This window comes from Citrobacter sp. Cu096, from assembly GCF_030332285.1.
In the GTDB taxonomy this organism is placed as follows: Bacteria; Pseudomonadota; Gammaproteobacteria; order Enterobacterales; family Enterobacteriaceae; genus Citrobacter; species Citrobacter meridianamericanus.
The window spans coordinates 61875-88319 of record NZ_JAOWID010000022.1; the positions used below are offsets into that span (position 1 = coordinate 61875).

Here is a 26445-nt window from a genome sequence, read left to right on the forward strand (position 1 = left end):
ATTTTGTTTCTATAACATCTTTTCTGAATTTAACAACCTGACAACCATACAAACCCGAAGTATCACTGAGTATTTACATTGCATTGTTAACTAGATCACTTCATTTACCTGTTAACGCTGCAATTTCATTTTACTTTTCAGGGTCACTTCACCCCATCACCGCAGTACCTAAACGGCAGGTGCAACAGCGTCGTCCCTGCTCATCAAAGATGACGATTTCCCAGCTCTGATTCTGACGCCCGAGGTGCAAAGGTCGGCAGACACCGCGCACTTTACCCTGCGAAACCGCCCGATGGTGCGTGGCGTTGAGTTCCGTCCCCACCACACACTGCCCGTCGCGAGTCATCAGATAACCTGCCATCGAACCCAACGTTTCTGCCAGAGCCGCAGACGCTCCGCCGTGCAGCAAACCAAACGGCTGATGCGTACGCTCATCCACCGGCATTTCGGCTTCCAGCACATCATCACTCAGTCGGGTATAGACCATGCCCAGGTGCGCCACCATGGTGTTCTGACTGGTGGCATTGAGTTCATCCAGCGTTAAATGACGTTTCCAGATCATCGTCATGCTCCCAGCGTAGAGCCGCCGTCTACCACGATATCCTGCAACGTAATGTGGCTGGCTAAATCGGAGGCAAGAAATAAAATCGTGTGGGCGATCTCCTGCGGCTGGGCGATTTTCCCCAACGGAATGCCGAGCTTATACTGCTCGCCAAATCCACGAATACGCTGCTGTTCCGCGTCATCGCTGACCCACAACGTACGCTGCATATCGGTATCGGTCGAGCCAGGCGAAACCACATTACAGCGCACACCGCTACCCGCCAGTTCAAGTCCGACGGTTAACGCCAGGCTTTTCAGCGCGGCTTTTGACGCCCCATAAGCACTCATGCCGATACGCGGCGTGTGCGCCGCATCCGATGCAACGGTGACGATCGCCCCGCCCTGCTGGCGACGAAACTGCGCCATCGTCTGCTGAAACAGATTGAACGCCCCGCCCACGTTGACGGCGAAGGTTTGCTGCCAGTCCTCAACGCTAAGCGCGTCGGTTGGTCCCATACGCAGGATCCCTGCGGCATTCACCAGTATGTCGAGACATTCGGTATTCGCGAGCAAACGCCCGCATACCTGCGCCACCTGCTGCGCGTTCGCCACGTCCATCACCTCGGTGGCAAAGGGATACTCTGCCAGCGCGAACTCGCGGTCAAAGCCCGTAACCTGTGCCCCGGCGTCAATAAACGCCAGCGCCGTGGTGTAGCCGATTCCTTTTCCCGCGCCGGTTACCCAGACGGTTTTCCCTGTGAAGTCAAATCCGGCCATTACTTCACCTCGCGGGAGAGCAGCGTCCACCAGGCGTCAATGGTCGGTTTTTTCGCCAGCATGACGAAATCAATGTCGCCATGCACTTTACGCCAGCGGGCGGCCAGCGCCATCATGCGAACCGAATCCAGTCCATAGTCGATCAGGTTTTCATCATCCATCGGCTCTTCTGATTCATCCAGCAGCGGCAGAATAACGCGGCGCAACGCCTCTTTACTGGCCGGGACAGGCATCGGCAATAATTCCTGCGTCATCACCACACGCCCGGAACGTCCCGCCACATATTTCAGCGACATCAGATGTTCGTCACGGCTAAAGTCCGCCAACGCATCGGCAACCATAAACGGTTTGATATCACGCATGAAGGCGTCTGTTGCAGTGGTCATACAGCCAATATGCGCATACACGCCGGTAATAATCAGTTGATTACGCCCGGTTTCCTTAAGCATCTGTTCTAACGGAGAGCGATGAAATGCGCTGTAACGCCATTTCACCAGGATAGTATCTGCTGCATCCGGTGCCAGCGCTTCAACGATTTTTTGCTGCTCAGGCGAACGCGTCAGGCCCGGCCCCCACATATCATTAAGCAAAGCACGGTCCTCATCACTCTGCTCTTTCGGCTGGGCGGTGTAATACACCGGAATATTATGCGCTTTGCAGTACTGGCGCAGCGCGGCGATGTTCGCGACGACCTGCTCCATCATCGGGCAGTTATCGCCCCAAAAACCGATAAAATAGTCCTGCATGTCATGGATCAGCAGCGCGGCTCGTTCAGGTTCAAAGGCCCAGTCCACTTTGTTCACCGGAACATCAAGCGCTGTGGGTAGCGCATAAGCCTGCAGTTTAGGAATTGCCATCTCTTTTTCTCCTTCAGGCCAGTGAACGTGATGCCAGCCACTGACGTAATTGTTTTTTATCCACTTTCCCAACCGGCGTCAGCGGTAATAACTCAACGCATTCCACACGGTCAGGTAATTTGAATTCCGCCACGCCCTGCTCGCGCAGAAAACGACGCACCTGCACCGCGCGTAGCGGCTCTTTTACTACCAGGCAGGCGCAGCTTTTCTCGCCCATCAGCTCGTCATCCACACTGACCAGCGCCGCATGAATCACCGCCGGATGGCGCAGTAACAAGTTTTCGATTTCTTCGGCAGCGATCTTCTCCCCGCCACGGTTGATCTGATCTTTTTCGCGCCCCTGCACGGTGATGTAGCCATCCCGATCGATAGCGATCAGATCGCCGGAGCAGTAAAACCCGTTGGCATCAAAGGCGCTGGCATTGTGTTCAGGGCTGTTGAAATAGCCACGGAAGGTGTACGGGCCACGCGTCATCAGGCGTCCGGTTTCGCCCTGTGGCAAAGGATTACCGTCAGCGTCTGCCACCCAAACCTCATCATCGGGACACATCGGGCGACCCTGGGTATTGATGATGCGCTCAGGACTGTCGTCCAGGCGGGTGTAGTTCACCAGCCCTTCCGCCATACCGAAGACCTGCTGCAACTGGCAGCCTATTTCCGCCGGAATGCGGGCGGCAAGCGTCGCGGACAAGCGCGCTCCGCCAACCTGTAACAATTTCAGCGATGCCAATTGCGCATTACTGCCCCACTCCGCAATCGCCTGCAGCCACAGGCTCACGGCTGGCGGCACCAGCGCCGTAACGTTCACCTGATGCTGTTCAATCAACGGGAAGCACAGCGTGGCGCTTGGATCGGCCGCCAGCACTACAGTTCCACCCGCAAGGAACACCCCCAGCGCGCCAGGTGAACTCATGGCGTAGTTATGCGCCGCCGGAATAGCGCACAGATAGCGCGTTTCTCCAGTGAAATGGCAAATCTCGTTGCTGCGGCGCACGCTGTAGTAATAATCGTTATGGGTACGCGGGATCAGCTTCGGCGTCCCGGTAGTGCCACCGGAAAGCTGGAAATACGCCACTTCATCTGCAGGCGATGGCGTAGCGGTAAAATCAGTCGCCGACTGGCTTATCGCGTTTTGCAGGTTGTGTTCACCCTCGTCATTGAGCAGCAGAACCACGCGCACCGAGCTGTGCTCGGCAACAAATGTGTTCAGAAAGTCATCTGCGGTAAACAGCGTATGCGCGCGGTCAGCGATCAGCAGCGCCGGTTTAATTTGTGTCGCGTAGGCGTTGAGCTCGGTGCGTTGATGGCTGTACAGCCCAAAAACAGGCGCCACTCCCAGCTTGAGCAGGGCAAAAAAGGTGACATACAGTTCAGCCACATTGCCCAGTTGCACCAGCGCGGTTTCGCCGGGTTTGATCCCCAGGCGGCGCAGGCTGCTGGCGAGATTATCTGCTGCCTGGTTCAACTGGCGATAGCTCAGATGGCGTTCACCATCAATCACCGCCGTCTGGTCACTATCGGCGTGGCGAGTCAAAATGTCGGTCAGCGGCAAATCCTGCCAGTAACCTTTTTCACGATAGCGGCGGGCAAATTCTTCCGGCCAACGGGTGAAAGGAATACTCATGATTACTCCTTAGAGCCTGTCAATAAGGCGTATATTGTTGCAGCCAGTTTGGACACGGACAGCGCGGAGCAACCGGAGCGTACTTGTGGTACGTGAGGATTGTGAGCACTGCCCAGGGTCAAACTGGCAAATAAAATAGCCTGATGGACCAGGCTCTTAATGCAGGCCAAAAACATTCAACATGGTGGAAAGCTTGGCTCCCGTTTCACGCCATTCCGCAACCGGGGAAGAGGCTGGCACAATTCCTGCTCCGGCGAAGAAACGAACCTGATTGCGCAGCAGCCTCGCGCAGCGGATCGTCACGACCCATTCACCGTTACCTTCGGCATCACACCAGCCGACAATGCCGCCGAACAGTTCACGATCGAACGGCTCCAGTTCGGCGATAAGTTTGCGTGCGACCTGATGCGGGAAGCCGCTCAGCGCAGGCGTCGGGTGTAGCAGGCACGCCAACGTCAGGGCGTTTTCCTGCGCGTTGGCTTTACCTTCAAACGGCGTACCGAGGTGCCACAGCGTAGGCGTGGTAACCAGTTGCGGAGAGGAAGGGAGTTGCAGTTCACGGCTACGATCGCGCAATACATTTTTCATCGCCTGCGTCACCAGTTCGTGTTCATGGCGATCCTTCTCGGATGCCAGCAGGCGATTACCCGCCTCCCTGTCCAGCACATCGTCCGGCTGACGGCGCGCGGAACCGGCCAGAGGTAATGAGCTGAAACGATCGTCTTCTTTGCGTAACAGCAGTTCCGGACTGGCGCCAATCAATACGCCGTCGTCTTCAAGAGGCACGTGGAAGTTGTAGCTCGCCGGATTTTGCGCCACCAGCCGCTCCAGCAGGGCGCCGCTGTCTATATTGGCGTCTACAGTGATATCGATCAGGCGGGATAACACCACTTTGTCAACTTCCGGGGTAGACGTCAGCGCAGCCGCCCGGGCGACCATGTCTTCAAAAAAGTCCTGTTCTGGGATCGATTTACGTTCCACGACGTTCAGCGACTGATGCGCATTAAAATAACGTGATGACTGCTGCTTCGCCGTGCGGGAAAACGTCTGCCACGACTGGGGAATAAACAACGATGACGGCTGGCGGGTGTCAAAAGGGATCGCCCCGACCATGATAGGGTTAGCGATACCCTGCGATTTGGCATCAGCAAACAGGGCGCGCATTTTCTGTTGGAAAGGGCTGTCTGGCGCGTCGCCATCAATTGCCGGTTCCGCATAGCGGGCGAAGCATCCTGACGTCGTAAAACTACGGTACGGCGACATAAAGAAAAAACTGTCGGGAGCGAGCGTCGGCATAGTCTGCGTTTTTTCCTCGGCCAGTGACGTATCCATATCATCCTCCAAAAATGATAAAGGCTCTAATAATGATTATCATTTATATTTTCGGTCGCTAACCTAAAAGTAAAGCGGCAGTATGTCAACTCTTGAGGTAGCACAATGTGCGACTTTGGCTTGCATCCTTGTTCACTAACAATGAAAATGAGAAGCATTACTCATACTAATAACAGGAAGCTGATTCGTGAGTCTCCCCTCTTTTTGCCGCACCATGCTCTTGCTGACAGGTTTGTCTATTTCAGGAATTTCTTCAGGTCACGCCGCCGAGTGGCCGCGTCAGGTTACCGACAGCCGCGGCACGCATACGCTGGAGCATAAGCCGCAGCGCATTGTCTCCACCAGCGTCACCCTCACTGGCTCGCTACTGGCGATTGATGCTCCGGTCATCGCCAGCGGGGCCACCACGCCGAACAATCGCATTGGCGATGCGCAGGGCTTTTTGCGTCAGTGGAGCGAAGTCGCAAAAGAGCGCAAATTGAGTCGTCTGTATATTGGTGAACCGAGCGCTGAAGCCGTTGCGGCGCAAATGCCGGATCTGATTCTGATAAGCGCCACCGGCGGGGATTCTGCCCTCGCACTGTACGATCAACTGTCCACCATTGCGCCCACACTTATCATTAATTACGACGACAAAAGCTGGCAGTCACTGCTGACGCAGTTAGGAGGCATCACCGGGCATGAGCAACAGGCGGCAGCACGTATTGCCGAGTTTGATAAGCAACTGCAGACGGTTAAACAACGTATTACCCTACCGCCACAGCCGGTTAACGCACTGGTGTACACCGCCGCCGCGCACAGCGCCAACCTGTGGACGCCGGAATCTGCGCAAGGCAAGTTAATGGAGCAGTTAGGTTTCACGTTAGCGCAGCTGCCAGCCGGACTGCACACCAGCCAGAGTCAGGGCAAGCGCCACGATATCATTCAAATCGGCGGTGAGAATCTGGCGACCGGACTGAATGGCGAAGCGCTATTCCTGTTCGCGGGCGACAACAAAGATGCCGACGCCATTTATGCCAATCCGCTGCTGGCACATCTGCCGGCCGTGCAGAACAAGCGTGTTTACGCCCTGGGAACGGAAACTTTCCGTCTGGACTACTACAGCGCGACGCTGTTGCTGCAACGCTTCTCCTCACTGTTTTAATGGTTCGTACCGGATGTGGTTTACGCCGCATCCGGCCTGAAGCCTCACGCCAGTTCAGGCGGTGTCTGACGGAAACGACGTAACTCATTCAACAGCAGCAACAGCAGCAGTCCTGCGATCGCAAGGCCAAATCCACTGACGCTTGCCGAAGCGACTGGCGTCATTATCGCGCCCAGACCACCTAACAACGCCGCTCCGATGGCATCACCAGTGACATTCTGCGCGGTCCACAAACCGTTAATTCGCCCGAGCATCGCTTCCGGCGTCTGCGTCTGTAACAGGGTGTACTGCAACAAAGAGCTGACCGCACTCAGCCAGCCAAACAGCGCCAGGCAAACAACCCCAAGCTCCCACACCGGCATCAACCCAAACAGCCCGATAGCCAGGAACGACGCCACGGTCGATGCCAACATGATCAGTCCCGGGCGAATGCTGTGCGCCAGTTGCCCGCTGGTCAATGCGCCCACCGCCGCCCCCAGGGGAATAGCCGCATACAGCAGACCAATTTGCGCGCTCGACATTTGCCAGTTAATCGCCAGCGCCGGATACAACACGCGTACAGCGCTCGCCATGGTCAACAGACCGCCGAGCAACGCAATGCCGCCAATCAGCGGACTGGCAAGCAGAAAACGAAATGCTGCCAGCAGCGATTTCAGCGGATGCTCACGCGGCTGCGGCGGAGGCGGCAACGCGGGAAGGCTCAGCAACGGCAGCAATGTAATGAAGGTCCCCGCCGCCGCCAGCCCGTAGTTCCAGGCCACGCCACCGGTTGCGAGCAGCCCCCCGCCAAGCATTGGCGAAATGACCGACCCCAGACGCACCGTCAGCATGGTAATCGCCCCGGCCTGCATCAAATTCTCCCGCCCGACCAGCGCCGGCGTTGCTGCCAGCAAAGCGGTTACACCCAGTGAGGCAAAGAAACCGTCCCACAAGCCAAGCAGATAAATCACCAGTAATGACGGTTCAGGCAGTAGCGCATTCAGACACAGACCAATAAAGCCGATTCCGCAGGTTCCACGCGCCAACAGGATCACTTTTTTACGTTCATAGCGATCGGCCAGCACGCCGCCCACCATCAGGCCAATAAACATCGCGCTACCAGTCAACGTCACCGACAAACCAACCTGCCAGGTCGACTGCGTCATCATCTGGATCTGTACCGGAACCGCCACACCGAGTAGCCCCAGAGAGACAATGGAAATAAAACGGGCGAGGAAGACGGCACGAAATGCAGGGTGGGTCTTTAACAGGCTGAGATTGAGCAGCCATGATTGTCGATTCATTACAGAGCCTTACCAGGTACTTTTTCAATATCCATTCGATGGCTGCACATGCTAACATATCCAAATAAGATCGATAACGATAATTACTATCATTATCAGGGAAGTTGATATGCCATGCTCTGTTTCCGCGACACGCGCCTTCGCCGTGCCCGGACTATTGTTATTACTTGTTCTCATCACGGTACTAAGCCTGGTGATTGGCGCAAAATCGCTACCTGCTTCCGTGGTGCTGGATGCGCTCACCGGCAGTTGTCAAAGCGCTGATTGCACCATCGTGCTGGACGCGCGCCTGCCGCGCACACTGGCAGGACTGCTCGCAGGTGGTGCGCTGGGCCTGGCTGGCGCATTAATGCAAACGCTCACGCGTAACCCTCTCGCCGATCCCGGCATTCTGGGCGTCAACGCCGGTGCCAGCTTCGCTATTGTGCTGGGCGCCGCGCTGTTCGGCTTCTCCTCTGCACAAGAACAACTGCTGATGGCTTTTGCCGGTGCGCTGGCCGCGTCGCTGATCGTGGCATTTACCGGTAGTCAGGGCGGTGGGCAGTTAAGCCCGGTACGTCTGACGCTGGCAGGGGTTGCGCTGGGCGCGGTGCTGGAAGGATTATCCACCGGCATCGCCCTGCTCAACCCGGATGTCTACGATCAGCTACGTTTCTGGCAGGCCGGTTCACTGGATATCCGCAGCCTGCAAACGCTTAAAGTAGTACTTGTGCCGGTGCTGATTGCCGCTACTGTTGCGTTGTTCCTCAGCCGCGCCCTGAATAGTCTGAGCCTCGGAAGCGACACCGCTACCGCACTGGGCAGCAAAGTTGCTCGCACGCAGTTTATTGGCCTGCTGGCGATTACCGTACTGTGTGGTAGTGCAACCGCGATTGTCGGCCCTATCGCCTTTATCGGTCTGATGATGCCGCATATGGCGCGCTGGCTGGTAGGGGCAGATCACCGTTGGTCACTGCCCGCTACCCTGCTGGCTACCCCGTCTCTGCTACTGATTGCCGATATCATCGGTCGCCTGATTGTCCCCGGCGAGCTGCGTGTTTCGGTGGTCAGCGCATTCATCGGCGCACCGGTGCTTATCTTTCTGGTACGACGGAAACCACGCGGAGGTGGCGCATGATGCACCTCTCTCGCCGTCTGATAATCAGCAGCCTGTTGCTGATTGTAGGCTGTCTCGCCGTTGGCTTATGGAGCCTGCGTAGCGGCGTCGTGATGCTGGAAACCCAGCAAATTTTTGCTGCTCTGTTTGGCGATGCGCCACGCAGTATTACGCTGGTGGTGACCGAATGGCGTTTGCCTCGCATGCTCATGGCGCTATTGATTGGCGCGGCGCTCGGCGTGAGCGGCGCAATATTCCAGTCGTTAATGCGTAACCCGCTGGGCAGCCCGGATGTGATGGGTTTCAATACCGGTGCCTGGAGCGGTGTACTGGTGGCAATGGTGCTGTTTGGACAACATCTCACCGCTATTGCTCTTGCGGCGATGCTGGGTGGGATCCTGACCTCTCTGGTGGTCTGGGCGCTTGCCTGGCGCAACGGTATTGACACCTTCCGACTGATTATTATCGGTATTGGCATACGTGCCATGCTGGTCGCGTTCAACACCTGGCTGCTGCTGAAGGCTTCATTAGAAACCGCATTGACGGCTGGGCTGTGGAACGCCGGATCGCTTAATGGTCTGACCTGGGCTAAGACCTGGCCTGCTGCACCGTTGATCATCATTATGCTGGTGTGCGCCACGTTGCTGGTGCGCCGGATGCGTTTACTGGAAATGGGTGATGACAGTGCCTGCGCGCTTGGGGTCAGCGTAGAACGTTCACGTTTGATGATGATGCTGGTCGCCGTTGTGCTGACCGCCGCCGCCACCGCGCTGGCAGGCCCCATCTCATTTATTGCTCTTGTCGCCCCGCATATCGCGCGGCGGGTTAGCGGCACATCGCGCTGGGGATTAACCCTGTCGGCATTGTGCGGCGCATTGCTGCTGCTGCTGGCGGATTTGTGCGCTCAACAGCTGTTTATGCCTTATCAGCTTCCGGTGGGCGTTGTCACCGTAAGCCTCGGCGGTATTTATCTTATCGTCTTGTTAATTCAGGAGTCCCGCAAAAAATGATCGAATCAGTAGCCCGTTTGCGTGGCGACCAGTTAACGCTGGGTTATGGCAAGTTTACCGTAGCGGAAAACCTCAATGTGTCGATTCCCGACGGTCACTTCACCGCAATTATTGGGCCAAACGGCTGCGGGAAATCAACGCTACTGCGCACGTTGAGTCGTTTGATGACACCTGCACGCGGTCAGGTCTGGCTCGACGGTGAGCATATTCAGCACTATCCCAGCAAAGAAGTAGCCCGCAGAATTGGTTTACTTGCGCAAAACGCCACTACGCCGGGTGATATTACGGTGCAGGAGCTGGTTGCCCGTGGGCGCTACCCGCACCAGCCATTGTTTACCCGCTGGCGGAATGAAGATGAAATAGCGGTCTCAAACGCCATGCAGGCGACGGGGATCACCCACCTGGCATCACAAAGTGTGGATACCCTTTCCGGCGGACAACGGCAGCGCGCATGGATTGCGATGGTACTGGCGCAGGAAACATCCATTATGTTGCTCGATGAACCCACCACCTGGCTGGATATCAGTCATCAGATCGATCTGCTGGAGCTACTGAGTGAACTAAACCGGGAGAAAGGCTATACGCTGGCCGCCGTTTTACACGACCTCAATCAGGCCTGTCGCTATGCGACGCATCTGATTGCACTCCGTGACGGACATATTATTGCCGAGGGCGCGCCGAAGGAGATTGTCACGGCGGAGCTTATCGAAAAAATCTATGGGCTGCGCTGTATGATAATCGACGATCCGGTTGCCGGAACGCCGTTAGTGGTACCGCTCGGGCGCAACAAATAGCAAGATTTGTCGTATGGCGGCCTGTTCGCCGCCATACGACAATTCATCACACCAGTTGTTGGTCAACAAACGTCATTTTTTGCTTACGCGACGCCATGGCGTAGTTCAGTAAAACGCCACCACATGCCACCATACCGCCCAGTAAAGCAGCCAGAACAACGATCATTGATTTAGCCGCACCATCTTTATGCACCGGCAGCGAAGGTGAAAGTTGATATTTAAACGGCGCGAATTGTACGTCGCTCACATTCATCGCTAACAGCTGCTCAACGTGATATTGGCGATTACGTAATTCACCGTTAATTTCAGCAACATCTGTTACTGATTTTTCTATTTCTAATTTACGCGCGATGCCGTCGGCGCCAAGTGAAATAGAAAAATCAGGGTCATCTTTCACTGCCTGACCATTACTGTAGACTGGTTTTTTAATCCCGGCAGCATTCGCAATCTCCAGGGAGTAGTTCAACCGCTGGATATTGGCTTCCAGCTGATTCTTGAGCCTGACGCGATCCATCTCCAGTCTTTCTTTTTCAAAGCTGGTTTTGATCGACAGTTTATTGCGAATATCTTCCAGCGTTTCTTTTTCCACAATGTCGGAAATGTACTGGATGTAGCCTTTCAATACCGACTGGGCTTCTTCAGCCTGTGGCGCGGTAAAACTCAGCGTCCATGCGGTATACAACGAGGTTTCATTCTTTTTTCCCGCGTTGCTGTCAACCGCTTTCATTTTCTCACTGAGCCTGACGATGGCCCGATGCAGGTCCATTTCATCGATATCAGCGCCTTTCAGTTGATCCATCACGTAGGGTGAAGAACGCAGATACGCTCCTAACAATGAGGGCGACTGAAATTTTTTGATAAACAGGTTAAATACATCACCACGGCTAACGTTTATATCCATATCCAACACGCGCAATTTGGTCAACGTATTCTCAAGCTCCTGCCACTGGACCGGTTCTGCAGGGGTCACGATGGCCTGACTGGTCCATTTTTGTGGCAACAAAAAAGAGACCAGAATACCCACACAAGCAAAGGCTAATACGGTCGCCATAATTTTCGTCCTGGCGCGCCATAAAATTTCGATAAGATTCACTAAATCAATTTCGTTGGCATTAGCCGTTGGCTGGGGATAAGCAGTAAGTTCCGAAACGTTGTCTTGCTTAATATTTAATGATGACATGTTGTGTGACCTGAGATCCGCGCCCAAAGAAGAACATTTTCGAAAGAGAAGTCTACCAGTTAGTAAGAATTATCCGAAACATTCTTTGTGCCTGAAGCCCTACCAATAATAATATTCGGAATTTATTCACCCCTTTAATCGCCATCCGCCCCACAAAAAAGATCATCTCCATAACATATAATTTACATTATGGAGCTATTTGATCGCCGCGATAGCAAGAATGGCTTTGTTACATCGAATTATTGATTCGAGAATTAATTATCGGCCCTATATCCTCAAACGAGGCAGGGGAGATAATATCGACATGCGCGCAGTCGTGGTGGTAAACATCCAGACTGGATATCCACGGGGACCAGCTACGTTCAGGGCTGACGCCCGGCACTAAGGTACGCTCAGCAACGAACAGCGTGGCGTGGCCCGCAAACGGCACGCTGTGTGCCGTCGTGAGCAGGCGAACCGCATCAGCGTAGTTGCCTTCGATAGCGGTAAATAAAACCTCCGACGCATTCCCCTGCTGTGCTGCCAGAAACGCTTCACGCTCCCGCTCGATCTCCGCCAGTACGGCAGGGTCTAAACCATTGGCCTCTTTTTCCTGCCAGTTTTGCGTCTCCGGCGGCCAGGTATCCAGCAGCCCCAGGAAGGCAACCGTCTCACCTCTGGCCTGTAAACGCGCGGCAATTCCCTGCGCCAGCGTCCCTCCCAGTGAATAACCTAATAAATAGTAGGGGCCATGAGGCTGCTGACTGAGTAGCGTTGCCAGATGATGTTCGCATACCGCATCGAGGTTTTCCGCCATCTGCATCGGGCCATCCGGTCGCGGAGACTGAATACCAATAATCGACCACTGCGGGCTGAGATAACGTGACAGCACGCTAAACTGCCAGGCAAAACCCGACGCCGGATGGAAGCAGAACAACGTTGGACCGTGACTTTCACGCAGTGGCAGCAGCGTCTCGAATCCCAGACGCTGCGACTGTTCATCATCATTGCTCTCCAGCAATGCACTCAGTCGTTCCACGGTAGAAGCCACCATAATCTGCCCGGGTGTTACCTGACGCTCAAAAATGCGGCTCAACTGCGCTGCCAGCTTCATCGCCAGCAGTGAATGCCCGCCAAGCGCAAAGAAATCAGCCTCTACATCATTCACCTCGCAATTCAGCAAGGCCGCAAAAGACTGCGCGATGGTTGTCTCCGTCCCTGCTCGCGGCGCGCGCCCGGAAGTACGCGACGTCAACTGCGGCATGGGTAGCGCTTTACGATCCAGTTTGCCGTTCGCGCTAAGCGGCAACTCCGCCAGTTGTAACAATACCGCTGGTACCATGTGCGCAGGCAGTTTTTCGCGCAGACGTTCCCGTAATGCAGACGTCTCCAGCGGTAGACCCGATTGAGACACCAGATACCCCACCAGTTGGCGCGCATCCCCGCCTGTCGCCGCGGCCTGGTTGAATACGCAGGCATGGGCAACGGCATGTTCGATGTCAGGCATTTGTTGCATCGCCCGGTCAATCTCACCGAGCTCAATGCGCTGTCCGCGAATTTTAAGCTGGTCATCGCTGCGCCCGAGGTATTCCACCGCGCCATTTTCCAACCAGCGCGCCACATCCCCGGTACGATACATGCGTTCGCCCGCGTTAAACGGATCGGCGATAAAACGGCTCGCCGTCAGATCCGGACGGCCCAAATAGCCTTGTGCCAGTTGGATCCCCGTCAGATACAGATCGCCCGCCACGCCGAAAGGCACCGGTCGCATCATGGCATCCAGAATACGTAAACCAGTATTCCATACCGGATAGCCAATCGGCACGCTGTTGCCGGTTACGGCGGCAAGTTCTTCCCCCCAAGCCGGATACCAGCTCACATCGACCGCCGCTTCCGTTGGCCCGTATAAATTGTGCAACGGCACATGAGTCAACTGTTCCCACTCGCGGCATAAGTCTGCAGGCAAGGCTTCACCGCTACAAAATACCTGTTTCAGCGAGGCACAACTCTCCCGCGCAGCTTCCGCCGTCAATGAAGCGACAAAAGCAGCCAGCATAGAAGGAACAAAGTGCGTGGTCGTCACCCCGTATTGGGCAAAAAACTGCTGCATCGCCAGTGGATCGCGGTGCGCCTCAGGTTCTGCCATGACCAGTTTTGCCCCGGCAATAAACGGCCAGAAAAACTCCCATACCGAGACGTCAAAACTGCACGGTGTTTTTTGCGCCACCACATCATCTGCGGTCAGCGGATAGTGATTTTGCATCCACAGCAAACGGTTAACGATGGCGGTTTGCCCAACCATCACCCCTTTTGGCCTGCCGGTTGAACCGGAAGTAAAAATGATATAGGCCGTATGATTGGGTCGAGATAGCGCCAACGGAGCTGCATCATCTGCTGGCAGCGGCGCGTCGTAGCACAGGCTTTCCAGGCCAGGGATGTCACTAAAGCGCGCCAGTTGTTCCTCGGTCGCGATCAACAGTTTTGGCTGCGCATCTTCGAGCATCATCCGCAGGCGATCGTCCGGGTATCCGGTATCCAATGGCAGCCAGGCGGCTCCCGCCTCAACAATGCCATGCAGCGCCAGCGTCAGGAACACGGAACGCGGTAATGCCACGGCAACGCTGTCACCCGGCTGTACGCCGCGTTCACGCAGAAGGCTCGCCAGCGCCACAACCTGCTGGCGCATTTCGCGATAGCTAAACTGATAGCGGGCATCGGCCAGTGCCGGGGCATCCGGTGTTTTATCGGCTTGTTGCGCCACCAGCGCGCTCAGCGTAGTGGACGGGATCTCCACGCTCGTGTCGTTAATCTTCGCCAGCCGTTCATGTTCTGTCGGCAACAACATTTCAGCGTCGCCACAGCATAGCGACGGATTGTCGGCAAATTGCTCAATAAGCGCGATTAAACGCGAGGCATGCTGCGCCAGCGTCGCTGCATCGTAGCGCTGTTTATTGGCCAGGATTTCAATACTCAGCCCGCCGTTTTCATCCGGGAACAATGCCAGTTCAAGATCATTCACCGGCCCTGTCGCCAGCGTATGGGTTTGCGCCTGTACGCTGGGAATATTCAGCTGGTAGTCGAATATTTTCACGTTCAGCACCGGGCCAAACAGCGGTTCGGCCCCGGCTGCACGCCCGCTGTCGCGAACGATTTGTTCGGCATCATAACGTTGATGCCGACGCATTTTCTTCAACTGTCCGGCCAGTCGTTGTGCAAGCGCAGGCAAGCTTTCTGTCGCATCCAGTTGCACGCCAAACGGCAGAACGTTTAAAACCGGTCCTGTGGACGTCAACGCCGCCGAGCCCATGCGCCGCATAAAGATAAACCCGGCGGCATAATCCATTCGGCTGCATAAGCGTCCCAGCCACAACGCCACCAGCGCAAGAGCCAGATCCGCACGCTGAACATCAGGCATGCGTGCCGCAAGCTGGCGGAACACGCCTTCAGGCGCGGTTAACTTCAGGCGAATAATCTCCGCGCTGGCCGATCGCCCCGGCAACGGTTTGTTCGACAGCGAAGCCGGTGGTGGTAGTTGTTTTCGCTGCTCGCGCCAGAATGCGCCGTCGCGTTGCCAGGCATCGCTTTGACGATACTGTTGATACTCTTCCACCACCTCAGTAAACGGCGTAAACGGTGAGTCTGGCGTTGACTCGCCGTGCAGCCATGCGCGGTAAATTGCGGCTATCTGTCGGGTAATAGCCGGGAAACTGAAGCCATCAACCAGCAGATGATGATAACGTTGATACCAATACCAGCGTTTGTCTCCCACCTGTATAAGCAAATGAAAAACCAGCGGCTTGTCGCCGTCAGCACGCAGATCCTGCTGCAGGTCAGCTTGCATCAACGCCCGCGCCACCTCATGTGGGTTGGATTTTTCGCGCAGATCGATGATTCCGGGTTGCGCAAAAGTGAGCGCAGGATCCACCCATTGCCAGACCTCGCCGTTATCTTCGCTAAACTGCATTCGCAAGGTATCGGCCTGCTCCAGGCCAGCCACAACCGCTTTCGCCAGCAACGGCGCGTCCAGTTCGCCGGTTAATTCTACGTAGTGCGCTACGCTCCACGCCGAGGGCAATGTGGAGAGTTTTTCCGCCATCCAGATCCCCGGCTGAGCCGCCACTAACGGTAAACGTTGAGTCATGGAGCCTCCTGCACATCGACATAGTTCGCTGGCGTCAGCGCGGTCCAGTTTGCATCCAGCCATTGCTGGCAGGCTTCCTGGGATTGGGGTTCACACACGACCTTCCAGCCAGCAGGAAGTGAGCACTGTTGCGGCCAAAGACTAAACTGGCGTTGGGGATTTTGCAGAATGTAAAACTGACCCTGCGGATTATCGAAGGGATTACTGAATTCCATACTCAACTCCTGTCGTGGAACATCGTCCGGTTAAATCGTGTCGGTAAGCGGCTGCCAGAGCGTCATTAGCCCTTGCATCAAACCGCCGCGCCAGCAAAGCGCATCGTGTCCACCATCAACCTGACGCCAGAAAATAGACTGTGGCGCAGAGGGTAACTGGGCATATAGCGCCTGATTTGCATGAAAAATAATGGGCTCTCGTATCCCCGCTTCCAGGACAATCCGCAGCCCCTGAGCGCTGATGGTCCCGGTCTTCAGTTGCTCGACGATCGCTCCGTCCTGATGACCACCGCGATGCGGCCACCAGTAAGATCCAGACTGACTGAGTACGCAGCCAAAGCGTTCCGGCCAGTGCAGTCCGGCATACAGCGATGACAACCCGCCAAAACTTTGCCCGGCGACCACGGTACGCTGCGGGTCGTCACTGAACGCGGTCGTCGCCTTCACCAGCGGCAATAGCTCCTGCTGTACTGCCAACCAAAAATCGGCATTACACGGCAGTTCGTGGCTGCGGTGAGCCGTATCGATGGCATCAATCAGGAGATAAACGGCGGGAGGGAGGTGTCCGCAATGCGTAAGTGAAGTTAGCGCAGGCCAGACCGGCATACTCTGCGCCCAAAACTGTCCGTCCAGCAGGATAGCCAACGGACGTGCTTCCGGTTGGGCATCACCGGTGGTAAACACCCACACGCGGCGCGTATTGCCAAGCCTGCCGCTACGCCATTGCAGGCAAACTGCGGGAGAACCGGGGTTTTCAGGTCGATCCCATCCAGGTTGTACGGGAGCCTCCGGCATCTCCAGCGCAGACACCGCGTGACCACGACCGCCCTGCCAGCTCAGTGGATTAAGCGGATCGGCAATGGCCTGCGGCAGCAATTTTCGCCAGCCTTCACGCAGCACGGTTCGGTCAGGCGCTTCGCCCGCTGCCAGCGCAGCAAAAATATCGTTTCGTGCTGTTGGAATAAAGCAGTAACTGCCGCGCCAGTTGGCGCTGAGTGAAATACGCCAGCACCAAACATTTGTTCCATCAATGCGTTGCATCGACTGAGGGGTCGCGTTTTGATGGTGATCGGTGACGCCGGTGACGTAGACCCATACGCGACGAATAGCGGACTCTTTTTCCGTTCCCTGCGGGTCACGCCACCAAAAAGTTACCCGATAATTTCCGTTGTCTTCACGCTCCCACTCCGGGCCCTTTTTCGACTGCCACCACGCCTCGCTTCCCATCATTAACGTCGTCACCGCCATAACCCCATGTTTATTGTGAAATTTTATGATTTAGCGTGAAATATATTGATAATATTATTGATAACTATTTGCATTTGCAATAGCGTATTGTCGCGCTGTGGGAAGCGCGCACAGTTTTTCACCACTTATAAACCGACCTGACGCTGCGTACTTTTTCTGGAATGGAGGGTTTACGCGGATACGGGCGACATCAGGCCAAATGCCGTACTACGGCAGATTGGTACTCGTGGCTAAAAGAACAGCAGGACAAACAATGAACAACAAGATTCATTCACTGGCCTTATTGGTCAATTTAGGGATTTACGGGGTAGCCCTGCCAGCAATGGCAGAAGATCAAACCGAGAACGCCGCAGTCTCTCATGAAGACACTATTGTGGTTACCGCCGCCCAGCAGAACCTGCAGGCGCCGGGCGTTTCAACCATTACCGCTGATGAAATCCGTAAGAATCCTCCCGCTCGCGACGTGTCGGAAATCATCCGTACCATGCCAGGCGTTAACCTGACCGGTAACTCAACCAGCGGCCAACGCGGCAACAACCGCCAGATCGATATTCGCGGTATGGGGCCGGAAAACACCCTGATTCTTATCGACGGCAAACCGGTCACCAGCCGCAACTCCGTGCGTCAGGGCTGGCGCGGCGAGCGTGATACCCGTGGCGATACCGCCTGGGTGCCGCCGGAAATGATCGAGCGTATTGAAGTGCTGCGCGGTCCTGCCGCGGCACGCTATGGCAACGGTGCGGCTGGCGGCGTGGTGAATATCATCACCAAAAAAGGCAGCAACGAATGGCACGGCTCCTGGGATACCTATTTCAATGCCCCGGAACACAAAGACGAAGGTTCGACCAAACGTACCAACTTTAGCCTGAATGGTCCAATGGGCGGAGATTTCAGCTTCCGTCTTTACGGTAATCTCGATAAAACCCAGGCCGACGCATGGGACATCAACCAGGGTCATCAGTCAGAACGTACCGGCACATATTCAAATACCCTACCAGCCGGTCGTGAAGGGGTGATCAACAAAGATATTAACGGCGTGGTTCGCTGGGATTTCGCCCCGCTCCAGTCACTGGAACTGGAAGCTGGCTATAGCCGTCAAGGCAATCTTTATGCGGGTGACACCCAAAACACCAACACCAACCAACTGGTGAAAGATAACTACGGGAAAGAGACCAACCGTCTTTACCGCCAGAACTACTCTCTGACCTGGAATGGTGGCTGGGATAACGGCGTCACCACCAGCAACTGGGTACAGTACGAACATACGCGTAACTCCCGTACGCCGGAAGGTCTGGCGGGCGGTACTGAGGGGATCTTCGACCCGAATGCGTCACAAAAATATCTCGACGCCGACCTGAGTGACGTCATGCTGCACAGTGAGGTCAGCATTCCGTTAGATCTGCTGGTCAACCAAAACCTGACGCTCGGTACCGAATGGAATCAGCAGCGCATGAAGGATATGTTGTCCAATTCACAGACCTTTATGGGCGGTGATATTCCAGGTTCGAGCAGCACCAACCGTAGCCCGTACTCAGACGCAGAGATTTTCTCTCTGTTTGCTGAAAACAACATGGAACTGACCGACAGCACCATGCTGACGCCGGGTCTACGTTTCGACCATCACAGCATCGTCGGCGACAACTGGAGTCCGTCTCTGAACCTGTCCCAAGGTCTGGGAGATGACTTTACGCTGAAAATGGGCATTGCGCGCGCCTATAAAGCGCCAAGTCTGTACCAGCTCAACCCGAATTACATTCTGTACAGCAAGGGGCAGGGTTGCTACGCCACCGGCTCCGCGACCGGTATTGGTTGCTACATGATGGGCAATGACGATCTGAAGGCCGAAACCAGTATCAATAAAGAGATTGGTCTTGAGTTCAAACGTGACGGCTGGCTGGCCGGGGTAACCTGGTTCCGCAATGATTATCGCAACAAGATTGAAGCGGGTACGGTACCTTTCGACAGAACGTCTATCACCAATAAAGGAAAGACGACTTACACCGATATCTATCAGTGGGAAAACATTCCTAAAGCGGTGGTTGAGGGTCTGGAAGGTACGTTGAACGTGCCAGTTAGCGAAACCGTTACCTGGACCAACAACATCACCTACATGCTGCAAAGTAAGAATAAAGAGACCGGCGAGCGCCTGTCGATTATTCCTGAATACACGTTGAATTCGACCCTGAGCTGGCAGGCACGCGAAGATTTGTCGCTGCAGTCAACCTTCACCTGGTATGGCAAACAGCAGCCTAAGAAATACGATTACCAGGGTAAACCGGTGACCGGCAGCTCGGCCAGCGAAGTTAGTCCGTACAGTATCGTCGGCCTGAGTGCGACCTGGGACGTGACGAAAAACGTCAGCCTGACCGGCGGCGTGGATAACGTCTTTGATAAACGTTTGTGGCGTGAAGGTAATGCCCAGACCACGGGTGATATCGTCACCGGGAACTATATGGCGGGCGCTGGCGCGCACACCTATAACGAACCGGGCCGCACGTGGTTCATGAGCGTTAACACGCACTTCTGATAACGTTTCTCCCTCTCCTCACTGCGGGGAGAGGGAACTCATCACTATCATGCGCACAACTCACACACCACTCACCTTCGCAGACCATACGCTGCACGTTGTCGAGTTCGATCCCGACAGCTTCCATGAGCACGACATGCTCTGGCTGCCCCACCACACTCAACTTCTGTCCAGTGGACGTAAGCGTAAAGCCGAGCACCTGGCAGGCCGTATTGCCGCCGTGCACGCGCTGCGTGAATTTGGCCACAAAGCCGTACCCGGCATCGGCGCACAACGCCAACCGTTGTGGCCGCAAAATCTGTTTGGCAGCATCAGTCATTGCGCAACAATTGCCCTGGCGACGGTATCGACGCATCCCGTCGGGCTGGATATAGAAACTATATTTACGCTGCAAACCGCGAACGAACTGTTAAGTAGTATTGTCACCAATACAGAAAAAGAGTGGTTGGCCAATAGCGGCCTGACAGTGGAACAGGCTCTCACACTGGCATTTTCCGCCAAAGAAAGTGCTTTTAAAGTAACCCTGGCATCACAACAGGCAAACGCCGGATTTTCGCAGTATCAAATCGTTGAGTTGCAACACAACCAAATGATACTACGTGCTCACAGCCAAATGTATCGCGTGCAATGGCGGTTCTCGGGCAATGATGTAATCACACTGGCAACAGTGTGAACGTCACAGCAGGTCTCGCGCCTGAGCAGCGATAGCTGCGGCGTCAAAACCATGATGCTGACGTAGCCAGCCACGATCCGCTGCCGCTGCGTACTCTCCATCCGGAATACCTAAACGCTTTAACACTGCCCCGACTCCGCCCTCAGCCAGTACTTCTGCCACCAGGCTTCCCAACCCACCATTAATATTGTGCTCTTCTACGGTAATCACCGCTTTGCAGCCCTGTAATACTGATAACAGAGCTTTGGTATCACATGGTCGAATTGAAGGTACACTGACCACTTTCGCCTGAATACCTGCATCAGCCAACAGCGCAGCGGCATCAACAATTTCATGAACTGTCGAGCCAGTTGCCACCAGCGCCACATGTTCCCCCTCGCGCAGTGTCAACACCGCCCCCGGAACAAAACGGTAACTCTCGTCATGAAGTTCCGGCAGTGCTTTTCCATCAAGACGAATATATACCGGTCCCTGATAGCCAATCGCATAATCGATAATCTGTCGGCACTCTCGTGGCGAAGATGGGGCGAAAATCTGGATATTGCCGAAGCCTCGCATAATGGCAATATCATCGATCGAATGGTGAGTGCTCGCCAACGGGCCATAGCTGGCACCGGCATTAAGACCGAATAGCTTCACATTGGTATTGTTGTAGCAAACATCGACTTTAATTTGCTCATTGGCACGAGAGATCAGAAATGGCGCAGCGTTACAGGTGACGGCTACCTTACCGCCAAGAGCAAGTCCTGCCGCCGTTCCAACCATGCTTTGTTCAGCAATACCTACGTTGACCAACCGACCAGGAAACTGCTTTATAAAAGGAGCAATTTTCGCTGTTGATGTCGAGTCCGCTACGACCGGAACCAGGTCAACCCCCTTTTCAACTGCATCAATGAACGCCTGAACCATGACGTTTGCGAGGTGTTCTGCATTACTCATCTTTTAACTCCTCCAGAGCCAGTTCGATCTCTTCACCTTTTGGCACCCGATGGTGCCATTCAGAGCGCCCCTGGATAAACGATATACCCGCGCCTTTCGTGGTATTGGCAATGATGACGTTAGGTTTGCCTTCCTGCTTAAGTCCTTCCAGAGTGGCGACAACCGACGCCATATCATTCCCCTGACATTCAGTCACTGTCATACCAAATGCCTGCCATTTTGCGGCAAGCGGATCGGTATTCATGATTTCGCGAGTCGGTCCGGCTAATTGAAGATTGTTCTTGTCATTAATAATGATCAGGTTGTCGAGGCCATAATGAGCAGCAGCCAGTGCCGCTTCCCAGTTACTTCCTTCGGCCAGTTCACCATCACCTGTGATTAAAAAGATGCGGCGTGAACTGTTATTTTTCTTCGCAGCCAGAGCCAGTCCCACCGCAACAGGTAAACCGTGGCCCAGAGCACCTGTATTCAGTTCAATACCAGGCGTTTTCTGGCGAACCGGATGTCCGGGAAGATGGGAATTGGCATGTTGATAGGTTTCCAGCCAGTCAACGGGGAAAAAACCCGCTTCCGCCAGAACACAGTAGTAACAGCCCACCGCGTGACCTTTAGATTGGATGTAGATATCCCGAGCTTCATCAGCGATACGCTCCGGAGCGACATTGAGTATCCGAAAATAGAGTGCCGTCAACAGTTCAACCTGAGACAGGTCCGCACCAGTATGCCCACCCGCGGGACTGTTAGCATTTAATCTGACGATGTGACGGCGAACCGCCCGCGCTTTGCGCTCAAGAGTCTGGATATCATAGTTCCAGGGATTCATTTAGCACCTCTGAATTTATTTTCAATGTGGAATATTTATTCCGTATAGGACTAAAAAAACCAGAATTTCCCATACGTCACATCATCAGGCTTACGCCCTTGTATCATACTCAGGTACATTCTGCCTCCTTACCGCGACCACACTGACGCTGGTAATAATAAGTTGACCTGTCACCACTATGAATATATATTCATAAATGATTCTTTATTCAATTATGCAACCTAATTTTCGTATTTGTCCATAGCTGTTTTTGAGGATTGGTTAAAGTTAGAGCTTTATCACACTTACCTGTCTTCAATTTTCGCGTATGATAAAACGCATTAAGATAATGGCGGTACGTAAATGATTTTCGGGGAAATATATGGCTAAGCAGGACGAACAACGGCTATTGGTTAAAATCGCTACCCTTTACTATCTTGAAGGACGCAAACAGTCCGATATTGCTCAACTTCTCTCGCTTTCTCAGTCGTTTATCTCCCGCGCCATCACCCGCTGTCAGAAAGAAGGGGTGGTGAAAATCAGCGTTGTCCAGCCCTCAAATATCTTCCTGAATCTTGAAAAAGGGATCGAGGAACGTTACGGCATTAAGCAGGCCATAGTGGTTGATACCGAAGAGGATGCCAGCGACCACACCATCAAACGCGCCATTGGTTCTGCCGCAGCCCACTATCTGGAAACCCGATTGCGCCCCAAAGACCTGGTGGGCGTTTCCTCATGGAGTTCGACTATCCGAGCGATGGTGGATGAAGTCCATACACAGAATCTGAAAGCCGGCGGCGTAATTCAATTGTTGGGCGGCGTAGGTCCCAACGGCAACGTACAAGCCACAATTCTGACGCAGACGCTGGCGCAACATCTGAATTGTGAAGCCTGGCTACTTCCTTCTCAGAGTATCGAAGGTTCGGTTGAAGAGAAAAACCGTCTCGTTGCCAGCAAAGATGTCGCCGATGTGATTTCACGCTTTGATAATGTCGACATCGCCATTGTTGGCGTCGGGATCCTCGAACCATCCCAATTGCTGAAAACATCAGGTAACTACTACCACGAAGATATGTTGCAGGTACTGGCCGATCGCGGCGCGGTCGGGGACATTTGCCTGCATTACTACGACAACGAGGGACAGCCGGTATTACAAGATGACGAAGATCCAGTGATTGGCATGGCACTGGACAAGGTAAAAAAATGCCCGAATGTCGTGGCGCTTGCTGGCGGTACAGACAAAGTCGCGGCAATTAAAGGGGCGTTGAACGGAGGTTATATCGACGTGCTCATTACCGACTATCCTACGGCCCGTATGCTGGTCACCTCCTGACCCTTAATTTGCTGGTAGCCTTTGCACGAAAGATAAAAAGCAAAGGCAGTGACTAAAATCTATATATTTCAATAGACTGAAAGGTTTCACCTCGCCTTAATTTATTCTTTTTTCTGTTATTGTCCCGTCTGTGTAAGTGTGATTCTCAGCACAATTGATGATTTTTTCTGTAGCCCAACGGAAAGATTGTAGCTAAGGTATTAAATAAATAATCAATACCGAATATATATTCAATAATTAAAAAAGCGATGTCACAGCCAGGCCTGATGCAGTAATGACGCGACAATGAGAGGGTTTTATCCTCTAAACCGGGACGCAATGTGACTCAGGAGATAATCTATGTGTGCAGCGAAGAAAGAGTTCATCATTGCGCTGGATGAAGGCACAACTAACGCCAAAGCAATCGCGCTTGATGCACAGGGCAATGTGGTCGCAAAGTTTTCTCAGCCACTGGCGATTCAGACCCCCCGGGATGGCTGGGTTGAACAATCTGGGGAGGCGTTGATTGATGCGTCTATTAGCGTCATAGCCAAAGCTATGAATCATGTTGGTGCTGAAAACGTCGCAGCACTGGCTATTAGTAATCAGCGTGAAACCGCCATAGGCTGGTATCGCCAGACTGGCAGACCGCTAAATTCCGCAATCACCTGGCAATGTACGCGCAGTGCGGCTTACTGCGAGGAACTGCGGCATGAAAATAAAGAACAACTAATAAAATCAACCACTGGTCTGCCAATCGCACCACTTTTCTCCGCATCAAAAATGCGCTGGCTACTGGAATCCGTGACCGATGGCCCACAGCTGGCTGCGCAGGGACAAATTTGCCTGGGAACGATCGACAGTTGGTTGCTATGGAATTTAACCGCTGGTGAAACCTTCTGCTGTGACTATTCGAACGCCGCCCGCACACAGTTGCTAAACCTGCACTCTGGAGAGTGGGATGAAGCCATGCTGGCACTCTTCCACATTCCGCGTGTCGCCTTACCGGAAATAAAACCCTCCAGTGGATTATTTGGTCATACTCGTGGACTGGATGGCATTCCAGACGGCATTCCTGTGATGTCGATGGTGGGTGACTCACATGCCGCTCTGTTTGGTCATGCTCTTGGCGAAATGGGATGCGTTAAAGCAACTTATGGTACCGGGTCATCAGTGATGGCGCCGGTCAAATCAGCCCAATGCGATATTGACGCTCTGGCTACCACCATCGCCTGGCACGATGGCAATAGCATCATATACGGTCTGGAGGGCAATATCCCGCACACGGGTGATGCGGTGGCATGGATGGCGGACAGTACGGGTTTGAGCGAACTTTCGGATGCCGAACTGGCAAACGAACTCAACACCCTTCCCGCCTCTGTTGATTCAACCCTCGGCGTTTATTTTGTGCCAGCACTGACCGGGCTTGGGGCGCCGTGGTGGGATGACAGTGCCCGTGGAGTTATCTGCGGACTCAGTCGGGGAGTTAAACGTGCTCATCTGATCCGTGCCGCACTTGAGTCGATTACCTATCAAATCGCCGATGTTGTAGTTGCCATGCAGCAGCACGATGATTTCAAGTTAACGGCATTAATGGTTGACGGTGGCCCCACCAAAAACGACTGGCTAATGCAATATCAGGCAGATCTGCTTGGTTATCCGGTTATGCGTAGCGATGTGCCAGAACTGTCCGCCATTGGCGCGGCATTACTGGCGCGTAAAGCGCTTTATCCTGGCTCACTGACTGATTTAAAAGCTTTTTTAACCGTACATAGCACATTTAAACCCGACATGGATCGCCATCATCGGTTGCAAAAAAGATGGCAGGAATGGCGCCATGCGGTAAACAGAACATTATGGAAACCGGCCCCGTCCGCCTGATGCCTCGCCAGGGAAAACACGCGACGTTATTTACCACATATACAGGAGGGCACCGGATCATAAAAAACTCAGGCTTTACGTTGTTTCACCGTACCCGACAATAACAACACAGAGAGAACATTGTCATGAAATTACGTTTAACGCTGTTAACTGCTGCAACCCTGACTGCTTTGTCTTTTACTGCTCATGCAGCGGAAAAAGGGACAATCATGATTATGGTGAATTCACTGGATAATCCGTATTACGCCTCAGAAGCAAAAGGTGCCAGTGAAAAAGCCCAGGAACTAGGCTACAAAACCACAATTTTGTCGCACAGTGAAGATGTAAAAAAACAGAATGAATTGATTGATACGGCAATCGGCAAAAAAGTCCAGGGTATTGTTCTGGATAATGCAGATTCAACGGCCAGCGTTGCGGCAATTGAAAAAGCGAAAAAAGCTGGAATTCCCGTCATATTGATCAACCGTGAAATTCCCGTTGATGATGTTGCACTGGTGCAAATTACCCATAATAACTTCCAGGCTGGTTCAGAAGTTGCAAATATTTTCGTCGAGAAAATGGGTGAAAAAGGTAAATATGCTGAACTGACATGTAACCTTGCTGATAATAATTGTGTTACGCGCTCCAAATCCTTTCACCAGGTTATTGATCAGTTCCCGGATATGGTTAGTGTCGCCAGACAGGATGCCAAAGGCACGCTTATCGACGGTAAACGTATTATGGACAGCATCCTACAGGCCCACCCGGACGTGAAAGGTATTATCTGCGGTAACGGTCCAGTAGCACTGGGGGCTATTGCTGCATTAAAAGCGGCGAACCGCAGTGACGTGGTCGTGGTCGGTATCGACGGTAGCAACGACGAACGTGATGCAGTGAAAGCTGGCACTCTACAGGCGACCGTCATGCTCCAGGCACAGGCTATCGCAGCGCAAGGAGTTACCGATCTGGATAACTACCTGCAAAAAGGCATAAAACCAGAAAAACAACGCGTCATGTTCCGCGGAATTCTTATCACTAAAGAAAACGCAGATAAAGTGCAGGATTTCAATATCAAGTCCTGATCCCGGGTTGTTGCGCCTCTCAGGAGG

General features: G+C 53.9%; 21 protein-coding genes. 9 read left to right on the forward strand and 12 right to left on the reverse strand.

Features of this window, described 5'->3' with window-relative positions:
- Positions 1-148: 148 nt before the first annotated feature.
- The 5 genes from entH to entC all read right to left on the reverse strand — a co-directional run bounded on the left by entH (position 149) and on the right by entC (position 5133).
- Positions 149-562, reverse strand: a complete 414-nt coding sequence (gene entH, locus OGX99_RS07080; protein WP_151218730.1) for a proofreading thioesterase EntH — start codon at positions 560-562, stop codon at positions 149-151.
- Between the two features lie 2 nt (positions 563-564).
- Positions 565-1320: a 2,3-dihydro-2,3-dihydroxybenzoate dehydrogenase EntA gene (gene entA / locus OGX99_RS07085; protein ID WP_187259415.1), complete on the reverse strand. Its 756-nt coding sequence runs from the start codon at positions 1318-1320 to the stop codon at positions 565-567.
- Complete coding sequence (locus OGX99_RS07090) at positions 1320-2177, reverse strand: isochorismatase (RefSeq protein ID WP_210904810.1); 858 nt, start codon at positions 2175-2177, stop codon at positions 1320-1322. The genes entA and OGX99_RS07090 overlap by 1 nt, the downstream gene beginning before the upstream one ends.
- Positions 2178-2190: 13 nt before the next feature.
- Positions 2191-3801 carry a (2,3-dihydroxybenzoyl)adenylate synthase EntE gene (gene entE, locus OGX99_RS07095; RefSeq protein WP_286543043.1) on the reverse strand — a complete coding sequence of 537 codons (1611 nt, stop codon included), beginning with the start codon at positions 3799-3801 and terminating at the stop codon, positions 2191-2193.
- 156 nt (positions 3802-3957) lie between these two features.
- On the reverse strand, positions 3958-5133 hold the full coding sequence (entC, locus tag OGX99_RS07100) for an isochorismate synthase EntC (RefSeq protein ID WP_187259413.1): 1176 nt from the start codon (positions 5131-5133) through the stop codon (positions 3958-3960).
- A gap of 214 nt (positions 5134-5347) precedes the next feature.
- Here entC and fepB point away from each other — a divergent pair, with 214 nt between their 5' ends.
- Positions 5348-6277 carry a Fe2+-enterobactin ABC transporter substrate-binding protein gene (gene fepB / locus OGX99_RS07105; protein WP_151225084.1) on the forward strand — a complete coding sequence of 310 codons (930 nt, stop codon included), beginning with the start codon at positions 5348-5350 and terminating at the stop codon, positions 6275-6277.
- Positions 6278-6321: 44 nt separating this feature from the next.
- Here fepB and entS read toward each other — a convergent pair whose 3' ends face one another.
- Complete coding sequence (gene entS, locus OGX99_RS07110) at positions 6322-7560, reverse strand: enterobactin transporter EntS (protein WP_210904808.1); 1239 nt, start codon at positions 7558-7560, stop codon at positions 6322-6324.
- A gap of 109 nt (positions 7561-7669) precedes the next feature.
- On the opposite strand from entS, the gene fepD reads away from it, so the two are divergent.
- The 3 genes from fepD to fepC are packed head-to-tail and all read left to right on the forward strand — an operon-like array spanning position 7670 to position 10460.
- A complete protein-coding gene (gene fepD, locus OGX99_RS07115) occupies positions 7670-8677 on the forward strand; it encodes a Fe(3+)-siderophore ABC transporter permease (protein ID WP_286543045.1) in 1008 nt (335 codons plus the stop codon).
- Complete coding sequence (fepG, locus tag OGX99_RS07120) at positions 8674-9666, forward strand: iron-enterobactin ABC transporter permease (protein ID WP_286543047.1); 993 nt, start codon at positions 8674-8676, stop codon at positions 9664-9666. The genes fepD and fepG overlap by 4 nt, the downstream gene beginning before the upstream one ends.
- Positions 9663-10460: an iron-enterobactin ABC transporter ATP-binding protein gene (fepC, locus tag OGX99_RS07125; protein ID WP_151218722.1), complete on the forward strand. Its 798-nt coding sequence runs from the start codon at positions 9663-9665 to the stop codon at positions 10458-10460. The genes fepG and fepC overlap by 4 nt, the downstream gene beginning before the upstream one ends.
- Before the next feature lie 46 nt (positions 10461-10506).
- Here the strand turns inward: fepC and wzz(fepE) are convergent, their stop codons facing one another.
- The 4 genes from wzz(fepE) to fes all read right to left on the reverse strand — a co-directional run bounded on the left by wzz(fepE) (position 10507) and on the right by fes (position 17223).
- Complete coding sequence (wzz(fepE), locus tag OGX99_RS07130) at positions 10507-11640, reverse strand: LPS O-antigen length regulator Wzz(fepE) (protein WP_286543049.1); 1134 nt, start codon at positions 11638-11640, stop codon at positions 10507-10509.
- 229 nt (positions 11641-11869) lie between these two features.
- Positions 11870-15760: an enterobactin non-ribosomal peptide synthetase EntF gene (gene entF, locus OGX99_RS07135; protein WP_286543051.1), complete on the reverse strand. Its 3891-nt coding sequence runs from the start codon at positions 15758-15760 to the stop codon at positions 11870-11872.
- Positions 15757-15975 (reverse strand): MbtH family protein, encoded by a 219-nt coding sequence (locus tag OGX99_RS07140; RefSeq protein WP_151218720.1) that lies wholly within the window; start codon positions 15973-15975, stop codon positions 15757-15759. Before OGX99_RS07140 ends, entF begins: the two co-directional genes overlap by 4 nt.
- A 30-nt stretch (positions 15976-16005) precedes the next feature.
- The gene (fes, locus tag OGX99_RS07145) at positions 16006-17223 is read right to left on the reverse strand and encodes an enterochelin esterase (RefSeq protein ID WP_286543052.1); all 1218 of its coding nucleotides are present in this window, start codon (positions 17221-17223) and stop codon (positions 16006-16008) included.
- 253 nt (positions 17224-17476) lie between these two features.
- Between fes and OGX99_RS07150 the strand changes: the two genes are divergently transcribed.
- On the forward strand, positions 17477-19750 hold the full coding sequence (locus OGX99_RS07150) for a TonB-dependent siderophore receptor (protein ID WP_210904802.1): 2274 nt from the start codon (positions 17477-17479) through the stop codon (positions 19748-19750).
- Positions 19751-19799: 49 nt separating this feature from the next.
- Positions 19800-20423 (forward strand): enterobactin synthase subunit EntD, encoded by a 624-nt coding sequence (gene entD / locus OGX99_RS07155; RefSeq protein WP_278238641.1) that lies wholly within the window; start codon positions 19800-19802, stop codon positions 20421-20423.
- A gap of 3 nt (positions 20424-20426) precedes the next feature.
- Here entD and OGX99_RS07160 read toward each other — a convergent pair whose 3' ends face one another.
- A complete protein-coding gene (locus OGX99_RS07160; RefSeq protein WP_151224904.1) occupies positions 20427-21362 on the reverse strand; it encodes a transketolase family protein in 936 nt (311 codons plus the stop codon).
- Positions 21355-22185: a transketolase gene (locus OGX99_RS07165; protein WP_151224903.1), complete on the reverse strand. Its 831-nt coding sequence runs from the start codon at positions 22183-22185 to the stop codon at positions 21355-21357. Before OGX99_RS07165 ends, OGX99_RS07160 begins: the two co-directional genes overlap by 8 nt.
- A 361-nt stretch (positions 22186-22546) precedes the next feature.
- On the opposite strand from OGX99_RS07165, the gene OGX99_RS07170 reads away from it, so the two are divergent.
- The 3 genes from OGX99_RS07170 (at position 22547) to OGX99_RS07180 (ending at position 26418) form a co-directional block, all read left to right on the forward strand.
- Positions 22547-23497 (forward strand): sugar-binding transcriptional regulator, encoded by a 951-nt coding sequence (locus OGX99_RS07170; RefSeq protein WP_187252848.1) that lies wholly within the window; start codon positions 22547-22549, stop codon positions 23495-23497.
- Positions 23498-23836: 339 nt separating this feature from the next.
- Entirely contained in the window at positions 23837-25357 is a 1521-nt protein-coding gene (locus OGX99_RS07175; protein ID WP_151218715.1) for an FGGY family carbohydrate kinase, read from the forward strand.
- A gap of 125 nt (positions 25358-25482) precedes the next feature.
- Positions 25483-26418 (forward strand): D-ribose ABC transporter substrate-binding protein, encoded by a 936-nt coding sequence (locus OGX99_RS07180; RefSeq protein WP_043015525.1) that lies wholly within the window; start codon positions 25483-25485, stop codon positions 26416-26418.
- Positions 26419-26445: the final 27 nt, after the last annotated feature.

What these genes read in the sequence shown, in the direction of transcription:
- entH (WP_151218730.1), bottom strand. Translation starts at nt 562, where the DNA reads ATGATCTGGAAACGTCATTTAACGCTGGATGAACTCAATGCCACCAGT.
- entA (WP_187259415.1), bottom strand. Translation starts at nt 1,320, where the DNA reads ATGGCCGGATTTGACTTCACAGGGAAAACCGTCTGGGTAACCGGCGCG.
- OGX99_RS07090 (WP_210904810.1), bottom strand. Translation starts at nt 2,177, where the DNA reads ATGGCAATTCCTAAACTGCAGGCTTATGCGCTACCCACAGCGCTTGAT.
- entE (WP_286543043.1), bottom strand. Translation starts at nt 3,801, where the DNA reads ATGAGTATTCCTTTCACCCGTTGGCCGGAAGAATTTGCCCGCCGCTAT.
- entC (WP_187259413.1), bottom strand. Translation starts at nt 5,133, where the DNA reads ATGGATACGTCACTGGCCGAGGAAAAAACGCAGACTATGCCGACGCTC.
- fepB (WP_151225084.1), top strand. Translation starts at nt 5,348, where the DNA reads ATGCTCTTGCTGACAGGTTTGTCTATTTCAGGAATTTCTTCAGGTCAC.
- entS (WP_210904808.1), bottom strand. Translation starts at nt 7,560, where the DNA reads ATGAATCGACAATCATGGCTGCTCAATCTCAGCCTGTTAAAGACCCAC.
- fepD (WP_286543045.1), top strand. Translation starts at nt 7,670, where the DNA reads ATGCCATGCTCTGTTTCCGCGACACGCGCCTTCGCCGTGCCCGGACTA.
- fepG (WP_286543047.1), top strand. Translation starts at nt 8,674, where the DNA reads ATGATGCACCTCTCTCGCCGTCTGATAATCAGCAGCCTGTTGCTGATT.
- fepC (WP_151218722.1), top strand. Translation starts at nt 9,663, where the DNA reads ATGATCGAATCAGTAGCCCGTTTGCGTGGCGACCAGTTAACGCTGGGT.
- entF (WP_286543051.1), bottom strand. Translation starts at nt 15,760, where the DNA reads ATGACTCAACGTTTACCGTTAGTGGCGGCTCAGCCGGGGATCTGGATG.
- OGX99_RS07140 (WP_151218720.1), bottom strand. Translation starts at nt 15,975, where the DNA reads ATGGAATTCAGTAATCCCTTCGATAATCCGCAGGGTCAGTTTTACATT.
- fes (WP_286543052.1), bottom strand. Translation starts at nt 17,223, where the DNA reads ATGGCGGTGACGACGTTAATGATGGGAAGCGAGGCGTGGTGGCAGTCG.
- OGX99_RS07150 (WP_210904802.1), top strand. Translation starts at nt 17,477, where the DNA reads ATGAACAACAAGATTCATTCACTGGCCTTATTGGTCAATTTAGGGATT.
- entD (WP_278238641.1), top strand. Translation starts at nt 19,800, where the DNA reads ATGCGCACAACTCACACACCACTCACCTTCGCAGACCATACGCTGCAC.
- OGX99_RS07160 (WP_151224904.1), bottom strand. Translation starts at nt 21,362, where the DNA reads ATGAGTAATGCAGAACACCTCGCAAACGTCATGGTTCAGGCGTTCATT.
- OGX99_RS07165 (WP_151224903.1), bottom strand. Translation starts at nt 22,185, where the DNA reads ATGAATCCCTGGAACTATGATATCCAGACTCTTGAGCGCAAAGCGCGG.
- OGX99_RS07170 (WP_187252848.1), top strand. Translation starts at nt 22,547, where the DNA reads ATGGCTAAGCAGGACGAACAACGGCTATTGGTTAAAATCGCTACCCTT.
- OGX99_RS07175 (WP_151218715.1), top strand. Translation starts at nt 23,837, where the DNA reads ATGTGTGCAGCGAAGAAAGAGTTCATCATTGCGCTGGATGAAGGCACA.
- OGX99_RS07180 (WP_043015525.1), top strand. Translation starts at nt 25,483, where the DNA reads ATGAAATTACGTTTAACGCTGTTAACTGCTGCAACCCTGACTGCTTTG.